Genomic DNA, 19880 nt, shown 5'->3' on the forward strand with positions numbered 1-19880 from the left:
GAGTCATCATGGATCGCGTAGCTATCGTCACCGGCGGTTCGCGGGGCATCGGCGAGGCGATCAGCCTCGAACTCCAGAAAATGGGCATGAAGGTCGCCGCAAACTACGCCGGCAACGACGAGAAGGCGCGTGAATTCACGGAGCGCACGGGCATCCCCACCTACAAGTGGGACGTCGGGGATTTCGACGCCTGTCAGGAGGGCGTGCGCAAGGTCGAGGCCGATCTCGGCCCGGTCGACGTTCTCGTCAACAACGCGGGCATCACGCGCGACGGCACGCTCACGAAGATGGACCGGAAGAGCTGGGACGAGGTGATCGACGTCAACCTCGGCGGCTGCTTCAACATGGCGAAGGCCGTGTTCGACGGCATGAAGTCGCGCGGCTACGGGCGCATCGTCAACATCGGCTCGATCAACGGGCAGGGCGGCCAGTACGGGCAGGTCAACTACGCCGCCGCCAAGTCCGGCATCCACGGTTTCACCAAGGCGCTGGCGCAGGAGGGCGCGCGCTTCGGCATCACCGTGAACGCGCTCGCGCCGGGCTATATCGACACGGACATGGTCGCGGCGGTGCCGGAGCCGGTGCTCGAGAAGATCGTCGCCAAGATCCCTGTCGGCCGGCTCGGCAAGGCGAGCGAGATCGCACGGGGCGTCGGCTTCCTCTGCGCCGAGGATGCGGGTTTCGTCACCGGCTCGACGCTGTCGATCAACGGCGGCCAGCACATGTATTGAGACAGCGTGTCGGGGCTCATCAAGCGCTCGGTGACGATCGCCGGGCATCGCACCTCGGTGAGCCTCGAACCCGTGTTCTGGGATGCGCTCGTCGCGGCGGCTGAGGCGGAGGGACGTTCGGTGAACGCGCTCGTCGCCGAGATCGACGAGGCGCGGACCACCAATCTTTCAAGCGCGATCCGCGTGTGGCTGTTCGAAAGGCTCAGTCCTCAAGCCAGGTGACGTGGCCCATCTTGCGGCCGGGCTTCACCTCGCTCTTGCCGTAGAGGTGCAGATGCGCGTGCGGGTCGGCGAGGATCGCGGCCCAGTCGTCCGCCTGCGCGCCGATCAGGTTCTGCATCCGCACCGCCGGCGCGCAGAGCCCGGTTTCGCCGAGGGGGAGCCCGCAGATGGCGCGGATGTGGTTCTCGAACTGGCTGGTGCGCGCGCCCTCGATCGTCCAGTGCCCGCTGTTGTGGACGCGCGGCGCCATCTCGTTGAACACCGGCCCGTCCGCGCAGGCGAAGAACTCGAGCGTCAGCAGGCCGACATAATCGAGGGCGTCCGCGACCTTGCGCGCCATCGCGGCGGCGTCCTCGATATGCCCGGCGAGCGCGACGGGGGCGGGGACTTCGGAGAGGGCGAGGATGCCGCTTTCGTGGGTGTTGCGCGGTGCGGGGTAGACGACGCTGCTGCCGTCTTCGGCGCGGGCGAGGAGGATGGAGAACTCGGCGTCGAAGTTGACGAAATATTCGTAGACGGACGGATTCTCGCCGATGTCGGCCCAGGCTTCGGCGAGGGACGTGCCGGCATCTATGCGAACTTGACCCTTGCCGTCGTAGCCGAAGCGGCGCGTCTTGAGGATGCCGGGGGTGCCGACCTCGTGCACCGCCGCTTCCAGATCGGCAAGCGAGGACACGGCGCGGTACGGCGCGGCGCGGCCGCCGAGGCCGGTGAAGAAATCCTTCTCGGCGAGCCGGTCCTGCGCGATCCGCAGCGCCCGCGCGCCGGGGCGCGTCGGCACGCGGGATTCGAGGAACTCGAGGCTCGCGGCGTCGACGTTCTCGAACTCGACGGTCGCGACATCGACCGCGGCGGCGAAGGCCGCGAGCGCGGCATGATCGGTGTAGGCGGCGCGGGTGACGGCGGCGGAGACGTCGCCGGCCGGAAGCTCGGCCTCGGGCGCGAAGATGTGGACGCGGTAGCCCATGCTCGCCGCCGCCATCGCGAGCATACGGCCGAGCTGGCCGCCGCCGAGGATGCCTATGGTGGAACCGGGCGGAATCATTCGGGTTTTTCGGCGACCGCCTCGGTCTGCTTCGCGCGCCACCGGACCAGCCGCTCGTGGACTTCGGCATCGTGCGTGCCGAGGATGGCGGCGGCGAGCAGCGCGGCGTTGATGGCGCCGGGCTTGCCGATGGCGAGCGTGCCGACCGGAATGCCGCCCGGCATCTGGACGATGGAGAGCAGGCTGTCCATGCCCTTGAGGGCCTTCGATTCGACGGGAACGCCGAGCACGGGCAGCGCGGTCATGGCGGCGGCCATACCCGGCAGGTGCGCCGCGCCGCCGGCACCCGCGATGATCACCCTGAGGCCGCGCGCCGCCGCGCCGTGCGCGTAGCCGTACAGCCGGTCCGGCGTCCTGTGCGCTGAAACGATGCGGGTTTCATGTGGGATTTCAAGCGCTTCCAGCGTCTCTGCGGCATGGCGCATGGTTTCCCAGTCGGACTGGCTGCCCATGATGATGCCGACCAGCGGCTGTGTCTCCGACATGCTTTCCCGCGCGTCCTTCCCCGAAAGCGGCGCAACCTACTTTCGGCTCGCCTCGCTGTCTATGTTCACCTTACGCACATTCTTTTATGGGCAGAATGCCGATTGGAACCGGAAACGAGCCGGGAGAACAGGATGACGCGGATCGATGAAGGCGGACGCGCCGCGCGTGCCTATGGGCGCGTGCAGACACGTGCCGCGCTTGCATCGGTGCCTGCGGCGGACGGGCCGACCGGACTTCCCGAAGCCGAACCCGCCGCCGCCATCGCGCAGGTCGCGGCCGCCGCGCTCCCCGAGCACCTGCGGGACGCTTTCATGGCGCTCCTCGCCGAAACGGAGGAGCTGCGCCGGACGCTCGCGGTCGCGCGCCGCCGCATCGAGGAGCTGGAAAGGCTGGTCGAATCCGACGAGCTGATGCCGGTCGCCAACCGGCGCGGGCTGATCCGCGACCTCGCCCGCACGCTGGCGGAGGTCGGGCGGCACGGCGTCCGCGCGGCGCTGATCTTCGTCGACGTCGACAGGCTGAAGACGATCAACGACGTCCACGGCCACCTCGCGGGCGACGCGGCGCTCGTCCACATCGGCGAGACGCTGCGCGCGAAGCTGCGCGAATCCGACACGGTGGCGCGTCTCGGCGGCGACGAGTTCGCCATCGTGCTCCGGCATGTCGACGGCGAGCAGGCGCAGGCGAAGATGGAGCAGATCGTCGCGGCCGTGGCGGCGGCGCCGGTGCGGCTGCGCGGCGAGAGCTTCACCGTCACGATCTCGGCGGGCCTCCACGTGCTGTCGCCCGGAGAAGCCGTGGAAGGCGCGCTGCGGTTCGCCGACAGCGCGATGTACGCGCACAAGGCGGACAAGCGCTGAGGACCGTTCGCCGTTCGGCCCAGGCCGGGCTGCAAACGGCGGCTTTCTGCGCTTGCCCGGACGTTCGATCAGACTGATCGGAAGTTTCCACTTTCATTATTGAGAATCAATTGCAATATAGAGCTCGTGAAAAGGAGCCTCGTGATGTCCCGCGATCTTGCCAAGACCGGCACCTATCTGGCGCTGCACCTGACGATCGGGTTTACGGTCGCCTACCTGCTGACCGGCTCGATCGCCATCGCCGGGGGCATCGCGCTCATCGAGCCGATGGTGAACGCCGTCGCCTTCTTTTTCCACGAGAAGGCGTGGGCCGCGGCACCCGCACGCGGCGGGCGATTCCGCGCCGCGATGACGGCCTGACGAACCCGCTGATGAAAAAGCGTCCGCATCGCCACGCGGACGGCGCCTTACGATGGAAATGTAACCCCCGCGCGCTATAAGCGGCGGCATGTCCGACGAGGTCGACGATAAGGATCATGGCCCGGCGCCCCGCGAGGCGCTGGAAGACAACCGGCTGACGGGCGCATTCGTCGACGAGGTGACGGAGGCGCTCGCGGCGGGCGATTCCGCGCGCGTGCAGGAACTCGCCGAGCCGCTGCACCCCGCCGACATCGCCGACCTCATCGAGCAGGTGGAGCCGGGCGAGCGCCAGCCGCTCGCCGCGGCGCTCGGCGACGTGCTCGACGCCGACGTGATCTCGGAAATGAACGACGTCGTGCGCGAGCAGCTCATCGACGTGCTCGATCCGGGGCAGGTCGCCGACGTCGTCACGCAGATGGAGACCGACGACGCGGTCGCCATCATCGAGGACATGGACGAGGAGGACCAGGCCGAGGTCCTCCGGTCGCTGCCCGCGAACGAGCGCGCCGCCATCGAGGAGGCGCTGGGCTATCCGGAGGAGTCCGCCGGACGCCTGATGCAGCGCGACCTGATCGCGGTGCCGGAATACTGGACGGTCGGGCAGGTCATCGACTTCCTGCGGCAGGCCGGCGACGACGTGACCAGCGACTTCTGGGAGATCTTCGTCGTCGATCCGTCGCACAAGCCCGTCGGCACGATGCGGCTGTCGCTGGTGCTGCGCTCGCCGCGCAACCTGCTCGTCAGCGACGTGATGCAGCGCGAGCAGACGCTGATCCCGGTCGACATGGACCAGGAAGAGGTGGCGCTGCGCTTCCAGAAATACGCGCTGATCTCGGCGGCGGTCGTCGATGCCTCCGGGCGCCTCGTCGGCGTCATCACCGTCGACGACGTCGTCCACATCATCCAGGAAGAGGCGGACGAGGACATCCTCCGCCTGTCGGGCGCCGGCGACGGCGACATCAACGACAGCGTGCGCGAGATCGTGTCCACGCGGCTGCGCTGGCTCGTCGTCAACCTCGGCACCGCGATCATCGCCTCCGTCGTCATCGGCTTCTTCGCGGGCACCATCGAGAAGATGGTCGCGCTCGCCATCCTGATGCCGATCGTCTCGGCGCTCGGCGGCAACGCCGCGACGCAGACGATGGCGGTGACGGTGCGCGCGCTCGCCACCGACCAGCTCACCGAGGCGAACACGCGGCGCACGATCCTGAAGGAGATTCGCGTCGCGCTGATCAACGGCGCGGCGATCGCGTTCCTCGTCGGGGTGGCGGCAGGGCTCTATTTCACCAACGTCCACCTCGGCCTCGTGATCGCCGCGGCGATGATCGGGAATATCCTCGTCGCGGGCCTTGCCGGCGTCATGGTGCCGCTGACGCTCGACCGGATGGAGGTCGATCCGGCGGTCTCCTCGCCCGTGTTCGTCACCATGACCACGGACGTGATGGGCTTCCTGTTCTTCCTCGGCCTCGCCGCGGCGACCGGCCTTACGGGCTAGGCCGGTGACGGCGGAGGTCATCCTCGTCGACGACGAACGGCTTGTCGCCAAACTCTACGGACGCGCGGTGGAAGCGTCGGGCTATCGAGCGACGCTGTTCGGCGACGCCGAATCCGCGTTCAAGCGCGTCGCCCAGCAGGAGCCGTCGCTGCTCGTCACCGATCTCAACATGCCCGGCCTTTCGGGCTACGCGCTCGCCGAGCGCATCATGGAGCGGGGCCTCAAGAGCTTTCCCATCATCCTGATGAGCGCCGACGACACCGCCGAACTGATCAAGGCGGGGGTCGCCTCGGGCGTGGACGATTTCCTCGTGAAGGGCGTGGGCTTCGACCGCTTCCGCGCGCGGCTCGATCACTGGATGAAGGGGCCGTTCGCCGGACTGCCGCCGCACGTGCGGGTCGCGGCGCGCGAAAGCCTTGCCCGGAGCGGCGCGCCGGAAACCCCGATCGCTTTCCTGCACGGCTCGCTCGACCGCATCACCGCGCGCGCGGCGGTGACGGTGGAGGACCTGCTCGACGCGGTGGGCGGCGAATACGGCCGCTCGGCGGCGGAGGCGCTGCGGCTGCTCGGCGTCATCGACGGGGTGCTCGCGCTCCTCGCCCGCTCGAACGGGTTGGCGCAGCTGCGGCGGCTGGAAGCGATGGTCGGCGTCGTCGACCGGCTCGGCGACCCGTGGCAGGCGCGCCTGCGCCCGCATATCGACCGCTTCGAAACCGTGGCGCGCGACGCCACGTTCCGGCACGCCGCGCAGTCGCTGAGGCTTCGTTAGGCCGCGATCGGTCCTGAGCCGTTCAGGCCCCGCAGCTGACCTTGCCGCTGCCGAGCGTCTTCACCTCGCACTGCGGCTTGCCGAGGATCCTGATGTCGCCGGAACCGGCGATGCTGAGCTTCGCGTTCTTGACGACCTCGGCGGTGATGTCGCCCGATCCGGCGATCTTGCCGGTCAGCGACTGGCACTTGAGGCCGGGCGCGTCGATGTCTCCCGATCCCGCGATGGAGATGGTCGCCGCGCCGCACGTGCCGGTCATCGCCATGTCGCCCGAGCCCGCGAGCGAGACGTCGAGGTTGTCCGCCGTCACCACCCCGACATTGAGATCGCCGGAACCCGCGAGCGAGAGCTTGACCTCCTGACCCTTCATGCGGTCGACGGCGACGTCGCCCGATCCGGCGAGGCGCGCGCTGCTGAGCGTATGCGTGGTGACGTAGATGGTCAGCATCTCGCCGTCCTTCCACGAGAACCACGTGTCCGTCTTCTTCTGGCGGATGCGCAGCGTGCCGCCCGCAACCTCGACCTCGAGGCGGTCGATCGACCTCTGGTCGCCGACGGCGCGCACGCCGGGCGGCTTGCCGGTGGCGACGATCACCTTGTGCGGGACGGCGACGGAGAGGCCTTCGAAGCCCGTGACCGTGAACTTCTGCTCGGCGGCAAGGGCGGGCGCGGCGAGCGCAAGCAGGGGAGCGGCGACGAGAAGGGCGCGTTTCATCGGGTACGATCTCCAAACTGTATTGTCTCAGCAATACAGCAGGTCCATGCGCGTGTCGACCCTCAATAGAGGAACATCGGCATCCCCTCGACGCTCTTCAGCTGCGCGCGGTACTGGTCGCGGTCGTAGAGCCGGCCCACGTCGACGTGCTTCGCGGCTTCGAGCACGCTGTTCGCCGGAACGTGGCAGTAGTTGCCGCTGGTGAGCGTCACCATGCGGCCGGTCTGCCGTCGCTCGATGAGCTGCACGGCGAGCGCGCCGAAGGCGAGGCCGACCATGCGGTCGAGCGCGTCCGGCTCGCCCGCGCGCATCAGGTAGGCAAGCTCCTGGAGCACGGTGCCGCCGCCGCCCGCCGCCTCGATGGCGCGGGCGATGCGGTGCCCGATGCCGATATCGTCGCGCGCCGTCGCCGAGCCGGACAGGTCGGCGGCGGCCCCGCCGACGAGAGTCGCACCTTCCGAGACCACGAGGACCGCGTAGTTCGCCGGGTTGGTCGCCTTGTCGCGCGCGAGCAGCGGCAGCAGCGCATCGAGATCGGCGGGAACCTCGGCGATCACCGTGCGGTCGACCTGCGCGAGGAAGCCGGAGAGGAGGGCGGTCTCGCCGGAGCGGCGGCCGAACAGCTCCACGACGGCGATGCGCTCATGGCTCTCGGTCGTGGTGCGCAGCGCGTTGATGGCGGCGACGGAGCGGGTTACGGCGGTCGAGAAGCCGATGCAGTAGTCGGTGCCGTTCACGTCGTTGTCCATCGTCTTGGGGATGGAGACGACCGGAACGCCGAGGCTGTCGAGGTGCGCGGAGAAGCGCAGCGTGCCGTCGCCGCCGAGCGTGATCATCACGTCGATGCCGAGGCGCTCCAGCACGCGCATCACGTGCGGCGTGCGGTCGCCGCCCTTCGCGGTGCGCGGATCGCAGCGGGAGGTGTGGAGGATGGTGCCGCCGAGCCGGTCGAGCCCGCGCACGCGCTCGCGGCCGAGCGCGATCGTGTTCGCGGCGACGGAGGCGGGGTCGTCGGGGTCGATGTCGAGCAGCCCCTGCCACCCCCGCCGGAAGCCGAGGACGTCCCAGCCGCGGTCGTCCGCGGAGAGCGCGACGGCGCGGATGCAGGGGTTGAGGCCGGGCACGTCGCCGCCGCCCGTCAGAATGCCGAGGCGCATGGTCGTCTCCTGTTGAGGTTCGTTCCTTAGAGAGAGAGAGGCCGTGCGTCACCCCCGGGGTGTCGGAATTTCTTACGTTTTCATGACGACATCGAAACCATTAACTTTTTACAAGATTGAAAATACATGACTTTCGGATTCTGGCATGGTTTCTGCCTTACAGGTCGGCAACGGTTTCATTGCGACAACCGGAATGTTGTGTAAGGGAGTGTAAGGGTATGAAAAAGCTTCTTGGAATAACGGCTGCGGTTGTCGCTTCTGTTGCGGCCACCAGCGCAGCGCAGGCTGCGGTCGTCACGATCGACGACTTCCTCGAGGGGACCCAGGAGGTCAGCGAGAGCGTTGGATACAACAGCTCGTATGACGATCTGGCCGACAGCGTGGACAACTACAAGTGGACGTACCGCAAGCTGGCGCTTGTGGATCTGACAGGGGAAGATGACGAGGACGCCAATCGTCCGCGTGCGCGGGTGAAGATCTCCGCGCCGAATTTCTTCGCTATCGACAACGATTCGTCGAACAACTCCGAGATCACGCTCAAGTACGAGGATCTCGGCATCGACTTCGTGACCTCGATCAGCCTCGCGTTCCGTCTGAACGACAACGGCGATGCGGCGGCGACCAGCGTTACGGCGATCATCAGCGACGGCGTCGATATCTTCGACCTCGGGACCATCAGCCTGAGCAATTCGCCTCTGGACGCGGACTACACGGAGACCTTCGGAGTCAATGCGGCCGCACGCGCGGCGTTGGCGGGCGGAGCGACGTTGTCCTTCGTTTTCAAGGGCTCGACCGGCTACGATCTCCAGCTGACGGGGATCACCGCGAACATTCCGGAGCCGGCGGCTCTGGCGCTGTTCGGCCTCGGCCTCGTCGGCCTCGGCATGGCGCGTCGTCGCCGCGTCGCCTGAACGACGGCAAGGTGAAAGACAGGCGCCGGCGGGCAACCGCCGGCGCTTTTCTTTTCTCATGCGCCAAGCGCCGGCAGGGGCGCGACCGTTGGTAAATTTTACACTTCTTCGATGAGCGGTTTCGGCAAGATTGGAAATGGTTAACGAAAGTAAATGGTTTTCAACCTCTTGATGGAAGAGCGGAGAATCTGGCACGTTGCTTGCATAGAGTTCGGCCGAAGGGTTCTTATCAGGAGGTCAATACAATGAAACCAGCGTTTCTCAGCAAAGCCCTGCCGGCTGCCGCGCTCGCCGCCGCCACGGTTTTCTCGACCTCGGCCCATGCCGCTGTCGTCAACGAATGGGGCTACGATGTCGCGGCCGAGTTCACCGCGGCGACACCGGATAGCGGAACCCCCGGCGGTTTCATCTCGGGTCCGCTCCAGATATCGTGGGGCCGCCCGTCCGGCACGGTCTCGGCCGGCGGCGGCCGCAGCGCGCTGACGATCGGCGACACGCCGGCGCTCGGCAACGTGTTCACGAACGGCGCCGATGCCGCCGCGAACAGCCTGACGCACTCGAACAACGTCATCAACAATCTGGCGGGTGAGAACTGGCAGCGTCTCGACACGGCTTCGCTGAAGATCGACATCGCGCTCACGTCGGTCGATCCGGCGCTCGGCGCCGCCGATCCGTTCGTGCTGTCGTTCGTCATCGACTTCCTCGAGACGCCGAACGCTCCTGTCGGCGGGATCTGCGCCGATGGCGTGGCCGCGGGCTCGCAGGGCACCGGCTGCCGCGACATCTTCGTCATCTCGGCGGGCAGCCTGACGCAGTACTTCACGTTCGAGGGCGAAACCTACAAGTTCTCGTTCTTCGACCTCGGCGGCGCGATCGGCACGCTCTCCGACAACGCTTGTGCGGCTGTCGATCAGGGCTCGGGCTGCGTCGGCTTCCTGACCTTCGAGGAGCAGCAGAACGTCGTGAACTTCGCGTTCAACATCACCCACGTGCCGGAGCCGGCTGCGCTCGCGCTCTTCGGCCTCGGCCTTGCCGGTCTCGGTCTGGCGCGTCGCCGCCGCACCGCCTGAACGGCGAAACCGAACAGGAAGGCGCTGATGGGAAACCATCGGCGCCTTTTCCTTTTGGGGAAAACGTGCCCCCGTCAGATCAGCGCGGCGATGTTCGGTTCCCCGGCCGACACGCGCAGCCGGTGCCCGATCACAGGCGTTTCCATCAGCGGCTCCAGCCCGGCGTGCATCCGGGCGAGGAAGCGCTCTCCGCTGTCGAGGCGTCCGATGACGATCGCGAACGCCGGGGTCCCCTTGTGATGCACGACCGTGAACGTCTCCAGCCGTCCTTCCCCGGCGGGGGTTTCCGTGAAGGGCGGTGAGGGCATGGCGTCGATCGCCGCCTGATACGATGCGGGATCGCTGCGCGCACCGTAGCCCGGCCGCGCCGAATAGACGCCGAAGCTGTGCTTCGTGAGGAAGCCGCCGTTGGCGAACACGAAGCCCCACGCGCCCGCGTCGTCGCGGCAATGCTCCACGACCTCCGCGACGGCGTGCACCGAATAGGCGTTGCCGGGTCCGCCGAAGTAGGGAAGGCCGCCGGTGCGCGTCAGCCGGGCCGGGTCCTCGGTCGGCAGGCCGATCATGGCGGCGGCGATCTCCACCGCCACCGGGAAGCAGCTGTAAAGGTCGATGCAGCCGAGGTCGTCGGGGACGATGCCCGCCTGCGCCAGCGCGTGCGCCGCACCGATGCGGATGGCGGGCGACGTGGCGTAGTCGATGCGCTCGCTCACCAGAATCTTCTCGTGCGTGTCCGCCGAGCCGTGCAGGTAGACGCGGCGGTCGACGGGAACGCCGAGCCGGTCGGCGGCCTCGGTCGACATCATCAGCACCGCCGCCGCCTGATCGACGAACATGTTCGCGCACAGGTGCTTGGTGTACGGATAGGCGATGATGCGGTTGTCGTCCGTGGGCTGCACCAGCGCCTCGGCCGTGTACGCCGTGCGAACCTGCGCGAACGGATTGTCGGCGGCGACCGCGCTGAACGGCGCCATCAGGTGCCCGATCTCGGCGCGGTGCTGGAGCGGCGACCAGCCCATCGCCGCGCCGAACGCATTTTCGAACAGCGGGTAAACGCTCGTCGGCAAGGCGATGCCGTGACCGATCTCGTGCGCGCTCGCATAGCGGGTTTCCTCGCCGCAGCACGCGGGGTCGGACGGCGCGTCCTCGCTCCAGTCGAGCTTCAAACCCGCCTTTTCCGCGCGCGCCTGCGTCCGCAGCGCCTCGCCGCCGACGATGAGCGCGACATCGCTTTCGCCGTTCGCGATGCGCTCGGCGAGCACGTTCACGAACATCTGCGGCGTGTTGCCGCCGACCGGCCCGTAGATGAGGTCGCGGGGATGCGCGCCAATCCGCCGGGCAACGGCATAAGGCAGGTTGCGATACGTGCCGAAGGGGGAGGGGAAGGCGCCCCCGGAATCGGCGAACAGCCGGATGGCGACGAGCGTGTCGATCGCCCCCGCCGCATCCGCGCCGCTGTCCGCAATCGCCCCGCGCGCCGCCTCGGCGAGCAGGTCCGCCGGCGACAGCCCCCGGGCCGGATCATCCTCCCGGCCCACATGCTGGGCGACGCCGACGAGGACGGGCGTGCGCGGACCCGCGGGCATCACCGCATACCCGGCACTTCGGTGCTCGGCGCCTCGCGGCCGGCGCTGTTGCCCGCGTACTTCTTGTATTCGAGCAGGGCGATGGTGCGGTTGTGCACCTCGTCGGGGCCGTCGGCGAGACGCAGCGTGCGGATGCCCGCGTAGGCGCTGGCGAGGCCGAAGTCCTGGCTGACGCCGCCGCCGCCGTGCGCCTGGATGGCGTCGTCGATGATCCTGAGGGCCATGCGCGGCGCCGCGACCTTGATCATGGCGATCTCGAGCCGCGCCGCCTTGTTGCCGACGCGGTCCATCATGTCCGCGGCCTTGAGGCAGAGCAGCCGGGTCATCTCGATGTCGGTCCGCGCCTCGGCGACGCGCTGCTCCCAGACGCTGTGCTCCGAGATGCGCTTGCCGAACGCCTCGCGCGTCAGCAGGCGCCGCGCCATGCGCTCCAGCGCGCGCTCGGCGGCGCCGATCGTGCGCATACAATGATGGATACGGCCCGGCCCGAGGCGGCCCTGCGCGATCTCGAAGCCCCGGCCTTCGCCGAGCAGGATGCTGTCCGCGGGCACGCGCACGTCGTCGAGCACGACCTCGGCATGGCCGTGCGGGGCATCGTCGTAGCCGAACACGTTCAGCATCCGCTCGACCTTGATGCCGGGCGCATTCATCGGCACGAGGATCTGCGACTGCTGGAGGTGCTTGGGCGCGGAGGTGTCGGTCTTGCCCATCACGATCGCGACCTTGCAGCGCGGATCGCCGACGCCCGAGGACCACCATTTGCGGCCGCTGACGACATAATGGTCGCCGTCGCGGCGGATGCGCGTCTCGATGTTGGTCGCGTCCGACGAGGCGACGGCCGGTTCGGTCATCAGGAAGGCGGAGCGGATTTCGCCGTTCATCAGCGGCCGCAGCCATTTTTCCTGCTGCGCGTGCGTGCCGTAGCGCATCAGCACTTCCATGTTGCCGGTATCGGGCGCGGAGCAGTTGAACACTTCCGACGACCAGCTCACGCGGCCCATCTCCTCGGCGAGCGGCGCGTATTCGAGGTTGGTGAGCGTCGTGCCCTCGAAAGCGAATTCGCTGACCGGCTTGCCGCCGTGGCTCGGCGGCATGAACATGTTCCAGAGGCCCGCGGCGCGCGCCTTTGGCTTCAGCTCCTCGATCACGGGAAGCACCTTCCAGCGCTCGCCGGATGCCAGCTCGTCGGCGTAGCGCGCTTCGTTCGGATAGACGTGCTCGTCCATGAATGCCCGGACGCGGCCGATCATCTCGCGGGTTTTCGCGGAATATTCGAAGTTCATCACCCTGTTCCTTCGCCTGTCGTTTTCGCCTGTCGTTTTCCGGTCTATCCATAAGCCCGGGGCGTCCGCTGTCACTTCCGAAGGATGATAGGCGGACCGTGCGTAAATGGGGATCACTCGACATGCACGGCTGCCTGCACTACCTATAGCGGCGTGGTCGCGCGTGGAGGGGTCGCCCGACGAACTGAAGACAAGGATACAATGAATCGAGTGCGCCTGGGCCTCACCGGCCTTGCTCTGGTGTTTTTGCTGGTCATGGCGGCCGCGATCCTGCTGCGCCCGCCCGCCGAGCCGGAGCCGAAAGCGAGGGAAGACACGCTCGCCACGCTGGGCGTGGCGCCGGGCGCGGACAAGAGCGCCGGGCCGGAGCCGGGACGGCCCCCGTCCGTGCTGGACACGCCGCCGCTCGACACGCCGGAAGCGCTCACCGACCCGCTCGTCATCGACGAAAGCAGGGATCTGACCGAGATCTGACGGCACCCTCCGCCGACCGACTCGCCGCCGAATTTCACACACCGACTTATCCACAGGCCTGTGCGCACGCGCGCATGGGCTTGCCGCGCATTGTTTCACCTGCGTAAACCCACGCGATTCAGCGAAAATCCACGTGGAAAATATCAAATCCCATAAATTCCCATTGAAACCCATGAAATACCCATGATACTCCGTTTTCCACAGGGGAGCGGGGATTCAGCCCTCGGTACTGGCCTAGCGCGTTAGCCTTCCCGGCTTTCGCGGCCGGGGATTGCATTGCCCGCCGATTGAGAGCCGCGCGTGAAACGGGAACTGTTCAAGGGGTTTGCGATCAACGCAGTCGACGCCAAGGGTCGGCTGTCGATCCCTGCCGGCTACCGTTCCACCATCGAAGCGCGCTCCGCCGTGAAGGAAGTGACCCTGTCCCTGCGGTTCGAGCCGAACCACATCCGCGCCTACGACGAGTTCTACAACGACTTCGTCTACCAGCAGATCGAGCGCCGGTTCGCGCCGGAGCAGGAGGCGGAACGCGCTGCCGCGCTGCAACGCGAGTTCAGCTTCGTCGAGCCGCTTCCCTACGACGCCAACGGGCGGATCATGCTCCCCGCCGCCACCCGCGAGGCCGCCGGAATCGACCGGCTCGCCTGCTTCATCGCGTTCGCCGACTATTTCGAGATCTGGGACCCGAAGGCGCTGCTCGCCTCCGACCGCGCCGACCCCGCCACGGTCTTCCATGTCCGCAATCTCCTGAAAGAGCGCGGGGAGGCCGCATGACGGCCGCGCCCCACATCCCCGTGCTTCTGGACGCCGTGCTTGCCGGGATTTCCCCGATCCCCGGCGCGCGCGTCGTCGACGGCACGTTCGGCGCCGGCGGCTACACGAAGGCGGTGCTCGCGGCGGGCGCGGCGCATGTCTATGCGTTCGACCGCGATCCGGCCGCTGTCGCGGGCGGCGCGGCGCTCGCGGTCGCCAATGCGGACCGGCTGACGCTGATCGGCGAACGCTTCTCGCTGATGGACCGCGCGCTCGCGGCGCGCGGCGTTTCGACCGTGGACGCCATCATGCTCGACATCGGCGTCTCGTCGATGCAGATCGACCAGGCGGCGCGGGGCTTCTCGTTCCAGGCCGACGGCCCGCTCGACATGCGCATGTCGGGCGAGGGGCCGAGTGCCGCGGACCTCGTGAACACGATGGACGAGGCGGCGCTTGCCGACATCCTCTACCGCTACGGCGAGGAGCCGCGCTCCCGCCGCGTCGCGGGCCACATCGTGGCGGCGCGGCCGATCGCGCGGACGGGCGAACTCGCCGCCGTCGTCCGCAAGGCGCTCGGGCACCGGCCGGGCGCGCCCAAGGACCCGGCGACGCGCACGTTCCAGGCGCTGCGCATCGCGGTGAACGACGAACTCGGCGAGCTCGACGCGGGCCTGCGCGCCGCCGAACGCCTGCTGCGGCCGGGCGGACGGCTCGCCGTAGTGAGTTTCCACAGTCTCGAGGACAGGGCGGTGAAGCGCTTCCTGCGCACGCGCAGCGGGGGAGACCCGCAGGGCTCGCGCCACCTGCCCGAGGCGCGGATCGGGGGGTCCGCGCCGACTTTCCGGGCGGCGAAGGCCGTCCGTCCCGACGCGGCGGAGATCGCCGCGAACCCGCGCGCCCGCTCGGCGACACTTCGCATCGGCACGCGCACCGATGCCCCCGCATGGAAGGATGACGCATGATCCGCTCGCTTGGCTCCGCCGGTCTCGCACTCGTGACGCTGGGCGCGGGCCTCGGCCTCTATCTCGTCAGCTACAGCGTGGGCGCCGAGCGCAGCGGCATCGCGAAGCTTGAACGGCGGATCGCCACCGACCGCCGCGACATCCGCGCGCTGGAGGCGGAGCTTCGCGTCCGCTCCAACCTGCCGCAGCTCGAGCGCTGGAACGCCTCGGCGCTGGCGCTCGGCGCGCCGAAGGCGGGGCAGATTCTCGAAAGCGAGGTGCAGCTCGCCAGCCTCGTGCGGCCGCACCAGCCGGACGCGATGCCGAAGGCGGACGTGCGGCTCGCCAGGGTCGAGCTGCCGGCGCCGGTGCCCGCCGCGGAGCGCGTGCAGGTCGCATCGGCGGACTCCGCGCCCCGGCCGAAGCTGCCGGTGCTGCGCGAGCGCGCGGAGCCGGGCCTGTTCTCGGCGGGCTTCGTGGCCGAGATCGACGCCGCAGCGGACGAAGAGCGCGCGTCGCTGACCCGCGTGGCGCTGCGGTGAGCCCAGCCGCGCAGCGCCAGCTTCGAATCCAGCTTGCCGGAAAGCGGCAGGCTCAGCTTGCGCGGTCGCGGCAACGGCTGATGATCGGCATCATGCTGTTCACCGCGCTGGTGGGCATCATCGGGCTCCGGCTCGCCGACCTTTCGCTCACGGGTTCGGGAAGCGCGGTCGCGGCGACGCGGCCGGTCGCGTTCGCGCCGCCGCGCGCCGACATCGTGGACCGCAACGGGGCCGACCTCGCCACCACCTTCGACGCCTTCGCGCTCGCGGTGCGGCCGCACGCGGTGGTGGGCGATCCCGAGGTGCTGGCGCGCCGGATCGCGAAGATTCTCGGCCGCCCGAGCGCGCTGCCGATCTACAAGGAAGTCACCCACCACGGCAAATACCGCTACATCCAGCGGCGCATCCTTCCCGCCGAGGCGAAGGCGATCAACGCCATCGGCGAGCCGGGGCTGGTGCTGGAGCGCGAGCAGGAGCGCATCTACCCCAACCAGTTCCTCGCCGCGCACGTCATCGGCTACACCAACGTCGACGGGATCGGGCAGGCGGGCATGGAGCGCGCCTATCAGGACCGGCTGACCGACCCCGGGATGCGCGACAAGCCGCTCGAACTCGCCATCGACGCGCGCGTGCAGCACGCGGTGGAAAGCGAGCTTCAGGCCGCGATGGCGAGGCACAGCGCCATCGGCGCGTCGGGCGTGGTGATGGACGTGCACACGGGCGAGGTGCTGGCGCTCGCCTCGCTTCCCGAGCTCAATCCGAACAAGGCGGGCGCCGTCACCCCCGAGGCGCTCTTCAACCGCGCGACGATGGGCGTCTACGAACTCGGATCGACGTTCAAGGCGATCACGATGGGCATGGCGCTCGATACCGGCGTCGTCACCTCGATGGCGCAGAAGTACGACGCGACGCACCCCTTGCAGATGGGGCGCTTCCGCATCCGCGACGACCATCCCAAGGCGCGCTGGATGACGATTCCCGAGATCTTCATGTACTCCTCGAACATCGGCACCGCGCAGATCGCGCAGCAGATCGGCTCCGCGCGGCAGCAGGAATTCCTGAAGGAACTGGGGTTCCTGGAACCCGCCGAGATCGAACTCAAGGAGCGTGGACGCACGCTCTATCCGGTACACTGGGGCGAACTTGCGACGATGACCGTCAGCTACGGCCACGGCATCGCGGTCACGCCCCTCCATCTTGCCAGTGCCTATGCGGCACTCGTCAACGGCGGCGTCTGGAGGCCCGCCACGCTTCTGAAGGTTCAAGGCGGAGGGGTCGGGAAGGGCCGCCGTGTCTTCAGCGAGGAAGCGTCGCGGACAATGCGGGCAATGCTGCGTCTCGTGGTGACGCATGGCACTGGCAAGCAGGCCGAAGCACCCGGTTATCGGGTGGGCGGCAAGACCGGCACGGCGGAGAAGCCGGACGGCGGCCGCTACAACCGCAACGCGATGGTGACGACCTTCGCCGGGGTGTTCCCGATGGACGACCCGAAGTATGTCGTCGTCGCCATGCTCGACGAGCCGAAGGGCACCAAGGAGACCTACGGTTTCCGCGGCGCGGGCTGGAACGCCGCGCCGGTCGTCTCGAAGGTCGTCAGCCGCATCGCGCCCGTGCTCGGCGTCGCGCCGAGCGACGTGCGCGACGTCGATCTCAACCCCCTCCTGGCGCATGTCCAGGGCAAGCAGCCGACCGGATAGGGAATGCGCCTCAAGGATTTCGCGGACAGCGGCAGCGATGCGATCGTCACGGGCTTCGCGATCGACCACAGGAAGGTCGCGCCCGGCACGATCTTCGGCGCGTTCCGCGGCACGCGCTTCAACGGCGAGGATTTCATCGCTGAGGCGGTGAAGTTCGGCGCGGTGGCGGTGGTCGCCCGGCCGGACGCGAAGGTCGAGGGCGCGCTCCACATCGCGGACGCCGAGCCGCGCCGCCGCTTCGCGGCGCTGGCGGCGAAGTTCTTCGCGCCGTTCCCGGCGACGACGGTCGCGGTGACGGGCACCAACGGCAAGACCTCGACGGCGGAGCTGACGCGCCAGCTCTGGCGCATGGCGGGGCATGTGTCGGCGTCGATCGGCACGCTCGGCGTCACCACGGCCGACGACCAGGTCTCCACCGGCCTCACCACGCCCGACGTGGTGACGTTCCTGTCGAACATGGCGGGGCTGGCGCGCGAGGGGGTGACGCACGCGAGCTTCGAGGCGTCGAGCCACGGCCTCGCGCAGTACCGCACGGAGGGCCTGCCGGTCCGCGCCGGGGCGTTCACGAACCTCAGCCGCGATCATCTCGACTACCACGAGACGATGGAGGCCTATCTCGAGGCGAAACTGCGGCTGTTCACCGAGGTCACGGACGGCGACGGGACTGCGGTGATCTGGGCCGACGACCCGGTTTCGGAGCGCGTGATCGGCGTGGCCCGGTCGCGCGGGCTCAAGGTGCTGACGGTCGGCACGAAGGGCGAGACGCTGCGCCTCGTCTCGCGCACGCCGAACCAGCTCGGCCAGACGCTGATGATCGAAGTGGACGGTACGACGCGGAAGGTCGAGCTGCCGCTGATCGGCGCCTATCAGGCGGCGAACGCGCTGGTCGCGGCGGGGCTGGTGATCGCGACCGGCGGCGACGCGGCAACGACGCTCGGGCATCTGTCGCGGCTGGTGCCCGTGAGAGGCCGGCTGGAGCGCGCGGCGCTGACGCGCGCGGGCGCGCCGATCTACGTCGACTACGCGCACACGCCGGACGCGATCCGCGCCGCGATCGAGGCGCTGCGCCCGCACGCGAAGGAGCGCCTGCATATCGTGTTCGGCGCGGGCGGCGACCGCGACAAGGGCAAGCGGCCGGAGATGGGCAGGGTCGCTACCGACCTCGCCGACGCCGTTTACGTGACCGACGACAATCCGCGCTCCGAGGACCCGGCGACGATCCGCGCCGAGATCATGGCGGCGGCGCCGGGCGCGACCGAGATCGGGGACAGGCGCAGCGCCATCGCGGCGGCGATCGCGGCGGCGGGCGCGGGCGACATCGTGCTCATCGCGGGCAAGGGGCATGAGCAGGGACAGATCGTCGGAGACCGCATCCTGCCGTTCGACGATGTCGCGGTCGCGCGCGAGTGCGCGGCATGAGCTTGTGGACGGCGGCCGAGATCGCGGACGCCACCGGCGGCACCACGCACGGCGACTTCTCCACCGAGGGGGTGACGTTCGATTCGCGCGAGGTCATCGGCGGCGAGCTGTTCGTCGCGATGAAGGGCGAGACGACGGACGGCCACCGCTTCGTTGAAAGCGCGCACGAGAAGGGCGCGGCCGGATTCCTCGTCAGCGAGGATTGCGCGTATCCGCATGTGCGCGTGGCCGACGGGTTCGCGGCGTTGCAGGCGCTCGGACGCGCGGGGCGCGAACGGGTGGGCGCCATGATCGTGGGCGTCACCGGCAGCGTCGGCAAGACGAGCGTGAAGGAAGCGCTGCGCCATGCGTTCCAGGAGATCGAGCCCGAGCACACGCACTGGTCGGTGAAGAGCTACAACAACCACACCGGCGTCCCGCTCAGCCTCGCGCGGATGCCGGGGGACACGCGGCTCGCCGTGTTCGAGATGGGCATGAACCACGCGGGCGAACTCGCGGCGCTCACGCGGCTGGTGCGGCCGCACGTCGCCGTGGTGACGTGGGTCACGTCCGCGCACCTCGCTTTCTTCGACAGCGAGGAGGCCATCGCCGACGCCAAGGGCGAGATCTTCGAAGGGCTGGAGCCGGGCGGGGTCGCCGTGCTGCCGTTCGACAGCGCCCACTACGCCCGTTTGCGCGCGAAGGCGGAGCGGCACGCGGCGCGCATCCTCAGCTTCGGCAGCGGCGCGGGCGCCGACGTGCGTGCGCTCCAGTCGGCGAGCGATGCGGATGGTTCGACGGTGATCGCCGATGTCGCGGGAAACCGGGTCGCGTACCGGGTGCCGCTTCCCGGCGCGCACTGGATCGCGAACAGCCTCGCCGTGCTCGCGGCGGCGCACGCGGCGGGCGTCGATCTCGCCGCCGCGGCGCTCGGCCTGTCGCAGATGCAGGGTTTGGAAGGGCGCGGCGCGCAGTACCGGATCGCCGCGAAGGGCGGCGAGGCGCTGCTGATCGACGAGAGCTACAACGCCAACCCGGCCTCGATGGCGGCCTCGCTCGCCGTGCTCGGCGCCGCGAAGGCTTCGCGCCGCATCGTCGTGCTCGGGCCGATGCGCGAACTCGGCGATGCGAGCGAACGGCTGCACGCGGGCCTCGCGCCGCACGTCAGCGCGGCGAAAGTCGACGTGGCGGTGCTGGTGGGCGACGAAACGATTCCTCTCGCCGATGCGCTCCCTCGCGAAATCGCGGTGGTTCGCGTAAGCGACGCCGCCGGTGCCCGCGCGGCGCTTTCGGACATCATCGCCGCCGGCGACGCCATCCTGCTCAAGGCTTCGAACAGCGTCGGGCTCGGGCGGGTCGCCGGTGCGCTGCGGGGGATCAACTGA

General features: G+C 68.8%; 21 protein-coding genes. 15 read left to right on the plus strand and 6 right to left on the minus strand.

Annotation, left to right across the window (positions count from 1 at the left end; translation table 11 throughout):
* Positions 1 to 8 precede the first annotated feature (8 nt).
* Positions 9 to 731, plus strand: a complete 723-nt coding sequence (gene phbB / locus PE061_RS12065) for an acetoacetyl-CoA reductase (RefSeq protein ID WP_271255529.1) — start codon at positions 9 to 11, stop codon at positions 729 to 731.
* A gap of 6 nt (positions 732 to 737) precedes the next feature.
* Entirely contained in the window at positions 738 to 953 is a 216-nt protein-coding gene (locus tag PE061_RS12070; RefSeq protein ID WP_271255530.1) for a ribbon-helix-helix domain-containing protein, read from the plus strand.
* On the opposite strand, the gene PE061_RS12075 is transcribed toward PE061_RS12070, so the two are convergent.
* Both PE061_RS12075 and purE read right to left on the minus strand, forming a co-directional pair.
* Complete coding sequence (locus tag PE061_RS12075) at positions 934 to 1998, minus strand: 5-(carboxyamino)imidazole ribonucleotide synthase (protein WP_271255531.1); 1065 nt, start codon at positions 1996 to 1998, stop codon at positions 934 to 936. The genes PE061_RS12070 and PE061_RS12075 overlap by 20 nt on opposite strands.
* Positions 1995 to 2483 carry a 5-(carboxyamino)imidazole ribonucleotide mutase gene (gene purE / locus PE061_RS12080; protein ID WP_271255532.1) on the minus strand — a complete coding sequence of 163 codons (489 nt, stop codon included), beginning with the start codon at positions 2481 to 2483 and terminating at the stop codon, positions 1995 to 1997. The genes PE061_RS12075 and purE overlap by 4 nt, the downstream gene beginning before the upstream one ends.
* A 132-nt stretch (positions 2484 to 2615) precedes the next feature.
* Between purE and PE061_RS12085 the strand changes: the two genes are divergently transcribed.
* The 4 genes from PE061_RS12085 (at position 2616) to PE061_RS12100 (ending at position 5968) form a co-directional block, all read left to right on the plus strand.
* Complete coding sequence (locus PE061_RS12085) at positions 2616 to 3344, plus strand: GGDEF domain-containing protein (RefSeq protein ID WP_271255533.1); 729 nt, start codon at positions 2616 to 2618, stop codon at positions 3342 to 3344.
* 144 nt (positions 3345 to 3488) lie between these two features.
* Positions 3489 to 3704 (plus strand): DUF2061 domain-containing protein, encoded by a 216-nt coding sequence (locus PE061_RS12090; protein ID WP_271255534.1) that lies wholly within the window; start codon positions 3489 to 3491, stop codon positions 3702 to 3704.
* An 88-nt stretch (positions 3705 to 3792) separates the two neighbouring features.
* Positions 3793 to 5199 carry a magnesium transporter gene (gene mgtE, locus PE061_RS12095; RefSeq protein ID WP_271255535.1) on the plus strand — a complete coding sequence of 469 codons (1407 nt, stop codon included), beginning with the start codon at positions 3793 to 3795 and terminating at the stop codon, positions 5197 to 5199.
* 4 nt (positions 5200 to 5203) lie between these two features.
* Positions 5204 to 5968, plus strand: a complete 765-nt coding sequence (locus tag PE061_RS12100) for a response regulator (RefSeq protein WP_271255536.1) — start codon at positions 5204 to 5206, stop codon at positions 5966 to 5968.
* Between the two features lie 22 nt (positions 5969 to 5990).
* On the opposite strand, the gene PE061_RS12105 is transcribed toward PE061_RS12100, so the two are convergent.
* Both PE061_RS12105 and PE061_RS12110 read right to left on the minus strand, forming a co-directional pair.
* Positions 5991 to 6683 carry a head GIN domain-containing protein gene (locus tag PE061_RS12105; protein ID WP_271255537.1) on the minus strand — a complete coding sequence of 231 codons (693 nt, stop codon included), beginning with the start codon at positions 6681 to 6683 and terminating at the stop codon, positions 5991 to 5993.
* A 62-nt stretch (positions 6684 to 6745) separates the two neighbouring features.
* Positions 6746 to 7840: a 6-phosphofructokinase gene (locus tag PE061_RS12110; protein ID WP_271255538.1), complete on the minus strand. Its 1095-nt coding sequence runs from the start codon at positions 7838 to 7840 to the stop codon at positions 6746 to 6748.
* 218 nt (positions 7841 to 8058) lie between these two features.
* On the opposite strand from PE061_RS12110, the gene PE061_RS12115 reads away from it, so the two are divergent.
* Entirely contained in the window at positions 8059 to 8751 is a 693-nt protein-coding gene (locus tag PE061_RS12115; protein WP_271255539.1) for a PEP-CTERM sorting domain-containing protein, read from the plus strand.
* A gap of 245 nt (positions 8752 to 8996) precedes the next feature.
* Positions 8997 to 9821 carry a THxN family PEP-CTERM protein gene (locus tag PE061_RS12120; RefSeq protein WP_271255540.1) on the plus strand — a complete coding sequence of 275 codons (825 nt, stop codon included), beginning with the start codon at positions 8997 to 8999 and terminating at the stop codon, positions 9819 to 9821.
* Positions 9822 to 9895: 74 nt separating this feature from the next.
* On the opposite strand, the gene PE061_RS12125 is transcribed toward PE061_RS12120, so the two are convergent.
* Positions 9896 to 11407 carry an acetyl-CoA acetyltransferase gene (locus tag PE061_RS12125; RefSeq protein WP_271255541.1) on the minus strand — a complete coding sequence of 504 codons (1512 nt, stop codon included), beginning with the start codon at positions 11405 to 11407 and terminating at the stop codon, positions 9896 to 9898.
* Positions 11407 to 12690, minus strand: coding sequence for an acyl-CoA dehydrogenase family protein (locus PE061_RS12130; RefSeq protein ID WP_271255542.1), 1284 nt, complete (start codon positions 12688 to 12690; stop codon positions 11407 to 11409). Before PE061_RS12130 ends, PE061_RS12125 begins: the two co-directional genes overlap by 1 nt.
* A 201-nt stretch (positions 12691 to 12891) precedes the next feature.
* On the opposite strand from PE061_RS12130, the gene PE061_RS12135 reads away from it, so the two are divergent.
* The 7 genes from PE061_RS12135 (at position 12892) to PE061_RS12165 (ending at position 19880) form a co-directional block, all read left to right on the plus strand.
* Positions 12892 to 13164 (plus strand): hypothetical protein, encoded by a 273-nt coding sequence (locus tag PE061_RS12135; RefSeq protein WP_271255543.1) that lies wholly within the window; start codon positions 12892 to 12894, stop codon positions 13162 to 13164.
* A gap of 300 nt (positions 13165 to 13464) precedes the next feature.
* Complete coding sequence (locus tag PE061_RS12140) at positions 13465 to 13938, plus strand: division/cell wall cluster transcriptional repressor MraZ (protein ID WP_271255544.1); 474 nt, start codon at positions 13465 to 13467, stop codon at positions 13936 to 13938.
* Positions 13935 to 14879: a 16S rRNA (cytosine(1402)-N(4))-methyltransferase RsmH gene (rsmH, locus tag PE061_RS12145; protein WP_271255545.1), complete on the plus strand. Its 945-nt coding sequence runs from the start codon at positions 13935 to 13937 to the stop codon at positions 14877 to 14879. Before PE061_RS12140 ends, rsmH begins: the two co-directional genes overlap by 4 nt.
* A complete protein-coding gene (locus PE061_RS12150; protein ID WP_271255546.1) occupies positions 14876 to 15400 on the plus strand; it encodes a hypothetical protein in 525 nt (174 codons plus the stop codon). Before rsmH ends, PE061_RS12150 begins: the two co-directional genes overlap by 4 nt.
* An 80-nt stretch (positions 15401 to 15480) precedes the next feature.
* The gene (locus PE061_RS12155; protein WP_271259186.1) at positions 15481 to 17097 is read left to right on the plus strand and encodes a peptidoglycan D,D-transpeptidase FtsI family protein; all 1617 of its coding nucleotides are present in this window, start codon (positions 15481 to 15483) and stop codon (positions 17095 to 17097) included.
* A gap of 3 nt (positions 17098 to 17100) precedes the next feature.
* Positions 17101 to 18516 (plus strand): UDP-N-acetylmuramoyl-L-alanyl-D-glutamate--2,6-diaminopimelate ligase, encoded by a 1416-nt coding sequence (locus tag PE061_RS12160; RefSeq protein WP_271255547.1) that lies wholly within the window; start codon positions 17101 to 17103, stop codon positions 18514 to 18516.
* On the plus strand, positions 18513 to 19880 hold the full coding sequence (locus PE061_RS12165; RefSeq protein WP_271255548.1) for a UDP-N-acetylmuramoyl-tripeptide--D-alanyl-D-alanine ligase: 1368 nt from the start codon (positions 18513 to 18515) through the stop codon (positions 19878 to 19880). The genes PE061_RS12160 and PE061_RS12165 overlap by 4 nt, the downstream gene beginning before the upstream one ends.

The sequence above is a fragment of the Sphingosinicella microcystinivorans genome, assembly GCF_027941835.1.
Taxonomy (GTDB): Bacteria; Pseudomonadota; Alphaproteobacteria; order Sphingomonadales; family Sphingomonadaceae; genus Sphingosinicella.

What these genes read in the sequence shown, in the direction of transcription:
- PE061_RS12120 (WP_271255540.1), top strand. Translation starts at nt 8,997, where the DNA reads ATGAAACCAGCGTTTCTCAGCAAAGCCCTGCCGGCTGCCGCGCTCGCC.
- phbB (WP_271255529.1), top strand. Translation starts at nt 9, where the DNA reads ATGGATCGCGTAGCTATCGTCACCGGCGGTTCGCGGGGCATCGGCGAG.
- PE061_RS12075 (WP_271255531.1), bottom strand. Translation starts at nt 1,998, where the DNA reads ATGATTCCGCCCGGTTCCACCATAGGCATCCTCGGCGGCGGCCAGCTC.
- PE061_RS12160 (WP_271255547.1), top strand. Translation starts at nt 17,101, where the DNA reads ATGCGCCTCAAGGATTTCGCGGACAGCGGCAGCGATGCGATCGTCACG.
- PE061_RS12130 (WP_271255542.1), bottom strand. Translation starts at nt 12,690, where the DNA reads ATGAACTTCGAATATTCCGCGAAAACCCGCGAGATGATCGGCCGCGTC.
- PE061_RS12165 (WP_271255548.1), top strand. Translation starts at nt 18,513, where the DNA reads ATGAGCTTGTGGACGGCGGCCGAGATCGCGGACGCCACCGGCGGCACC.
- PE061_RS12110 (WP_271255538.1), bottom strand. Translation starts at nt 7,840, where the DNA reads ATGCGCCTCGGCATTCTGACGGGCGGCGGCGACGTGCCCGGCCTCAAC.
- PE061_RS12105 (WP_271255537.1), bottom strand. Translation starts at nt 6,683, where the DNA reads ATGAAACGCGCCCTTCTCGTCGCCGCTCCCCTGCTTGCGCTCGCCGCG.
- PE061_RS12090 (WP_271255534.1), top strand. Translation starts at nt 3,489, where the DNA reads ATGTCCCGCGATCTTGCCAAGACCGGCACCTATCTGGCGCTGCACCTG.
- rsmH (WP_271255545.1), top strand. Translation starts at nt 13,935, where the DNA reads ATGACGGCCGCGCCCCACATCCCCGTGCTTCTGGACGCCGTGCTTGCC.
- PE061_RS12155 (WP_271259186.1), top strand. Translation starts at nt 15,481, where the DNA reads ATGATCGGCATCATGCTGTTCACCGCGCTGGTGGGCATCATCGGGCTC.
- PE061_RS12150 (WP_271255546.1), top strand. Translation starts at nt 14,876, where the DNA reads ATGATCCGCTCGCTTGGCTCCGCCGGTCTCGCACTCGTGACGCTGGGC.
- purE (WP_271255532.1), bottom strand. Translation starts at nt 2,483, where the DNA reads ATGTCGGAGACACAGCCGCTGGTCGGCATCATCATGGGCAGCCAGTCC.
- PE061_RS12135 (WP_271255543.1), top strand. Translation starts at nt 12,892, where the DNA reads ATGAATCGAGTGCGCCTGGGCCTCACCGGCCTTGCTCTGGTGTTTTTG.
- PE061_RS12125 (WP_271255541.1), bottom strand. Translation starts at nt 11,407, where the DNA reads ATGCCCGCGGGTCCGCGCACGCCCGTCCTCGTCGGCGTCGCCCAGCAT.
- mgtE (WP_271255535.1), top strand. Translation starts at nt 3,793, where the DNA reads ATGTCCGACGAGGTCGACGATAAGGATCATGGCCCGGCGCCCCGCGAG.
- PE061_RS12115 (WP_271255539.1), top strand. Translation starts at nt 8,059, where the DNA reads ATGAAAAAGCTTCTTGGAATAACGGCTGCGGTTGTCGCTTCTGTTGCG.
- PE061_RS12085 (WP_271255533.1), top strand. Translation starts at nt 2,616, where the DNA reads ATGACGCGGATCGATGAAGGCGGACGCGCCGCGCGTGCCTATGGGCGC.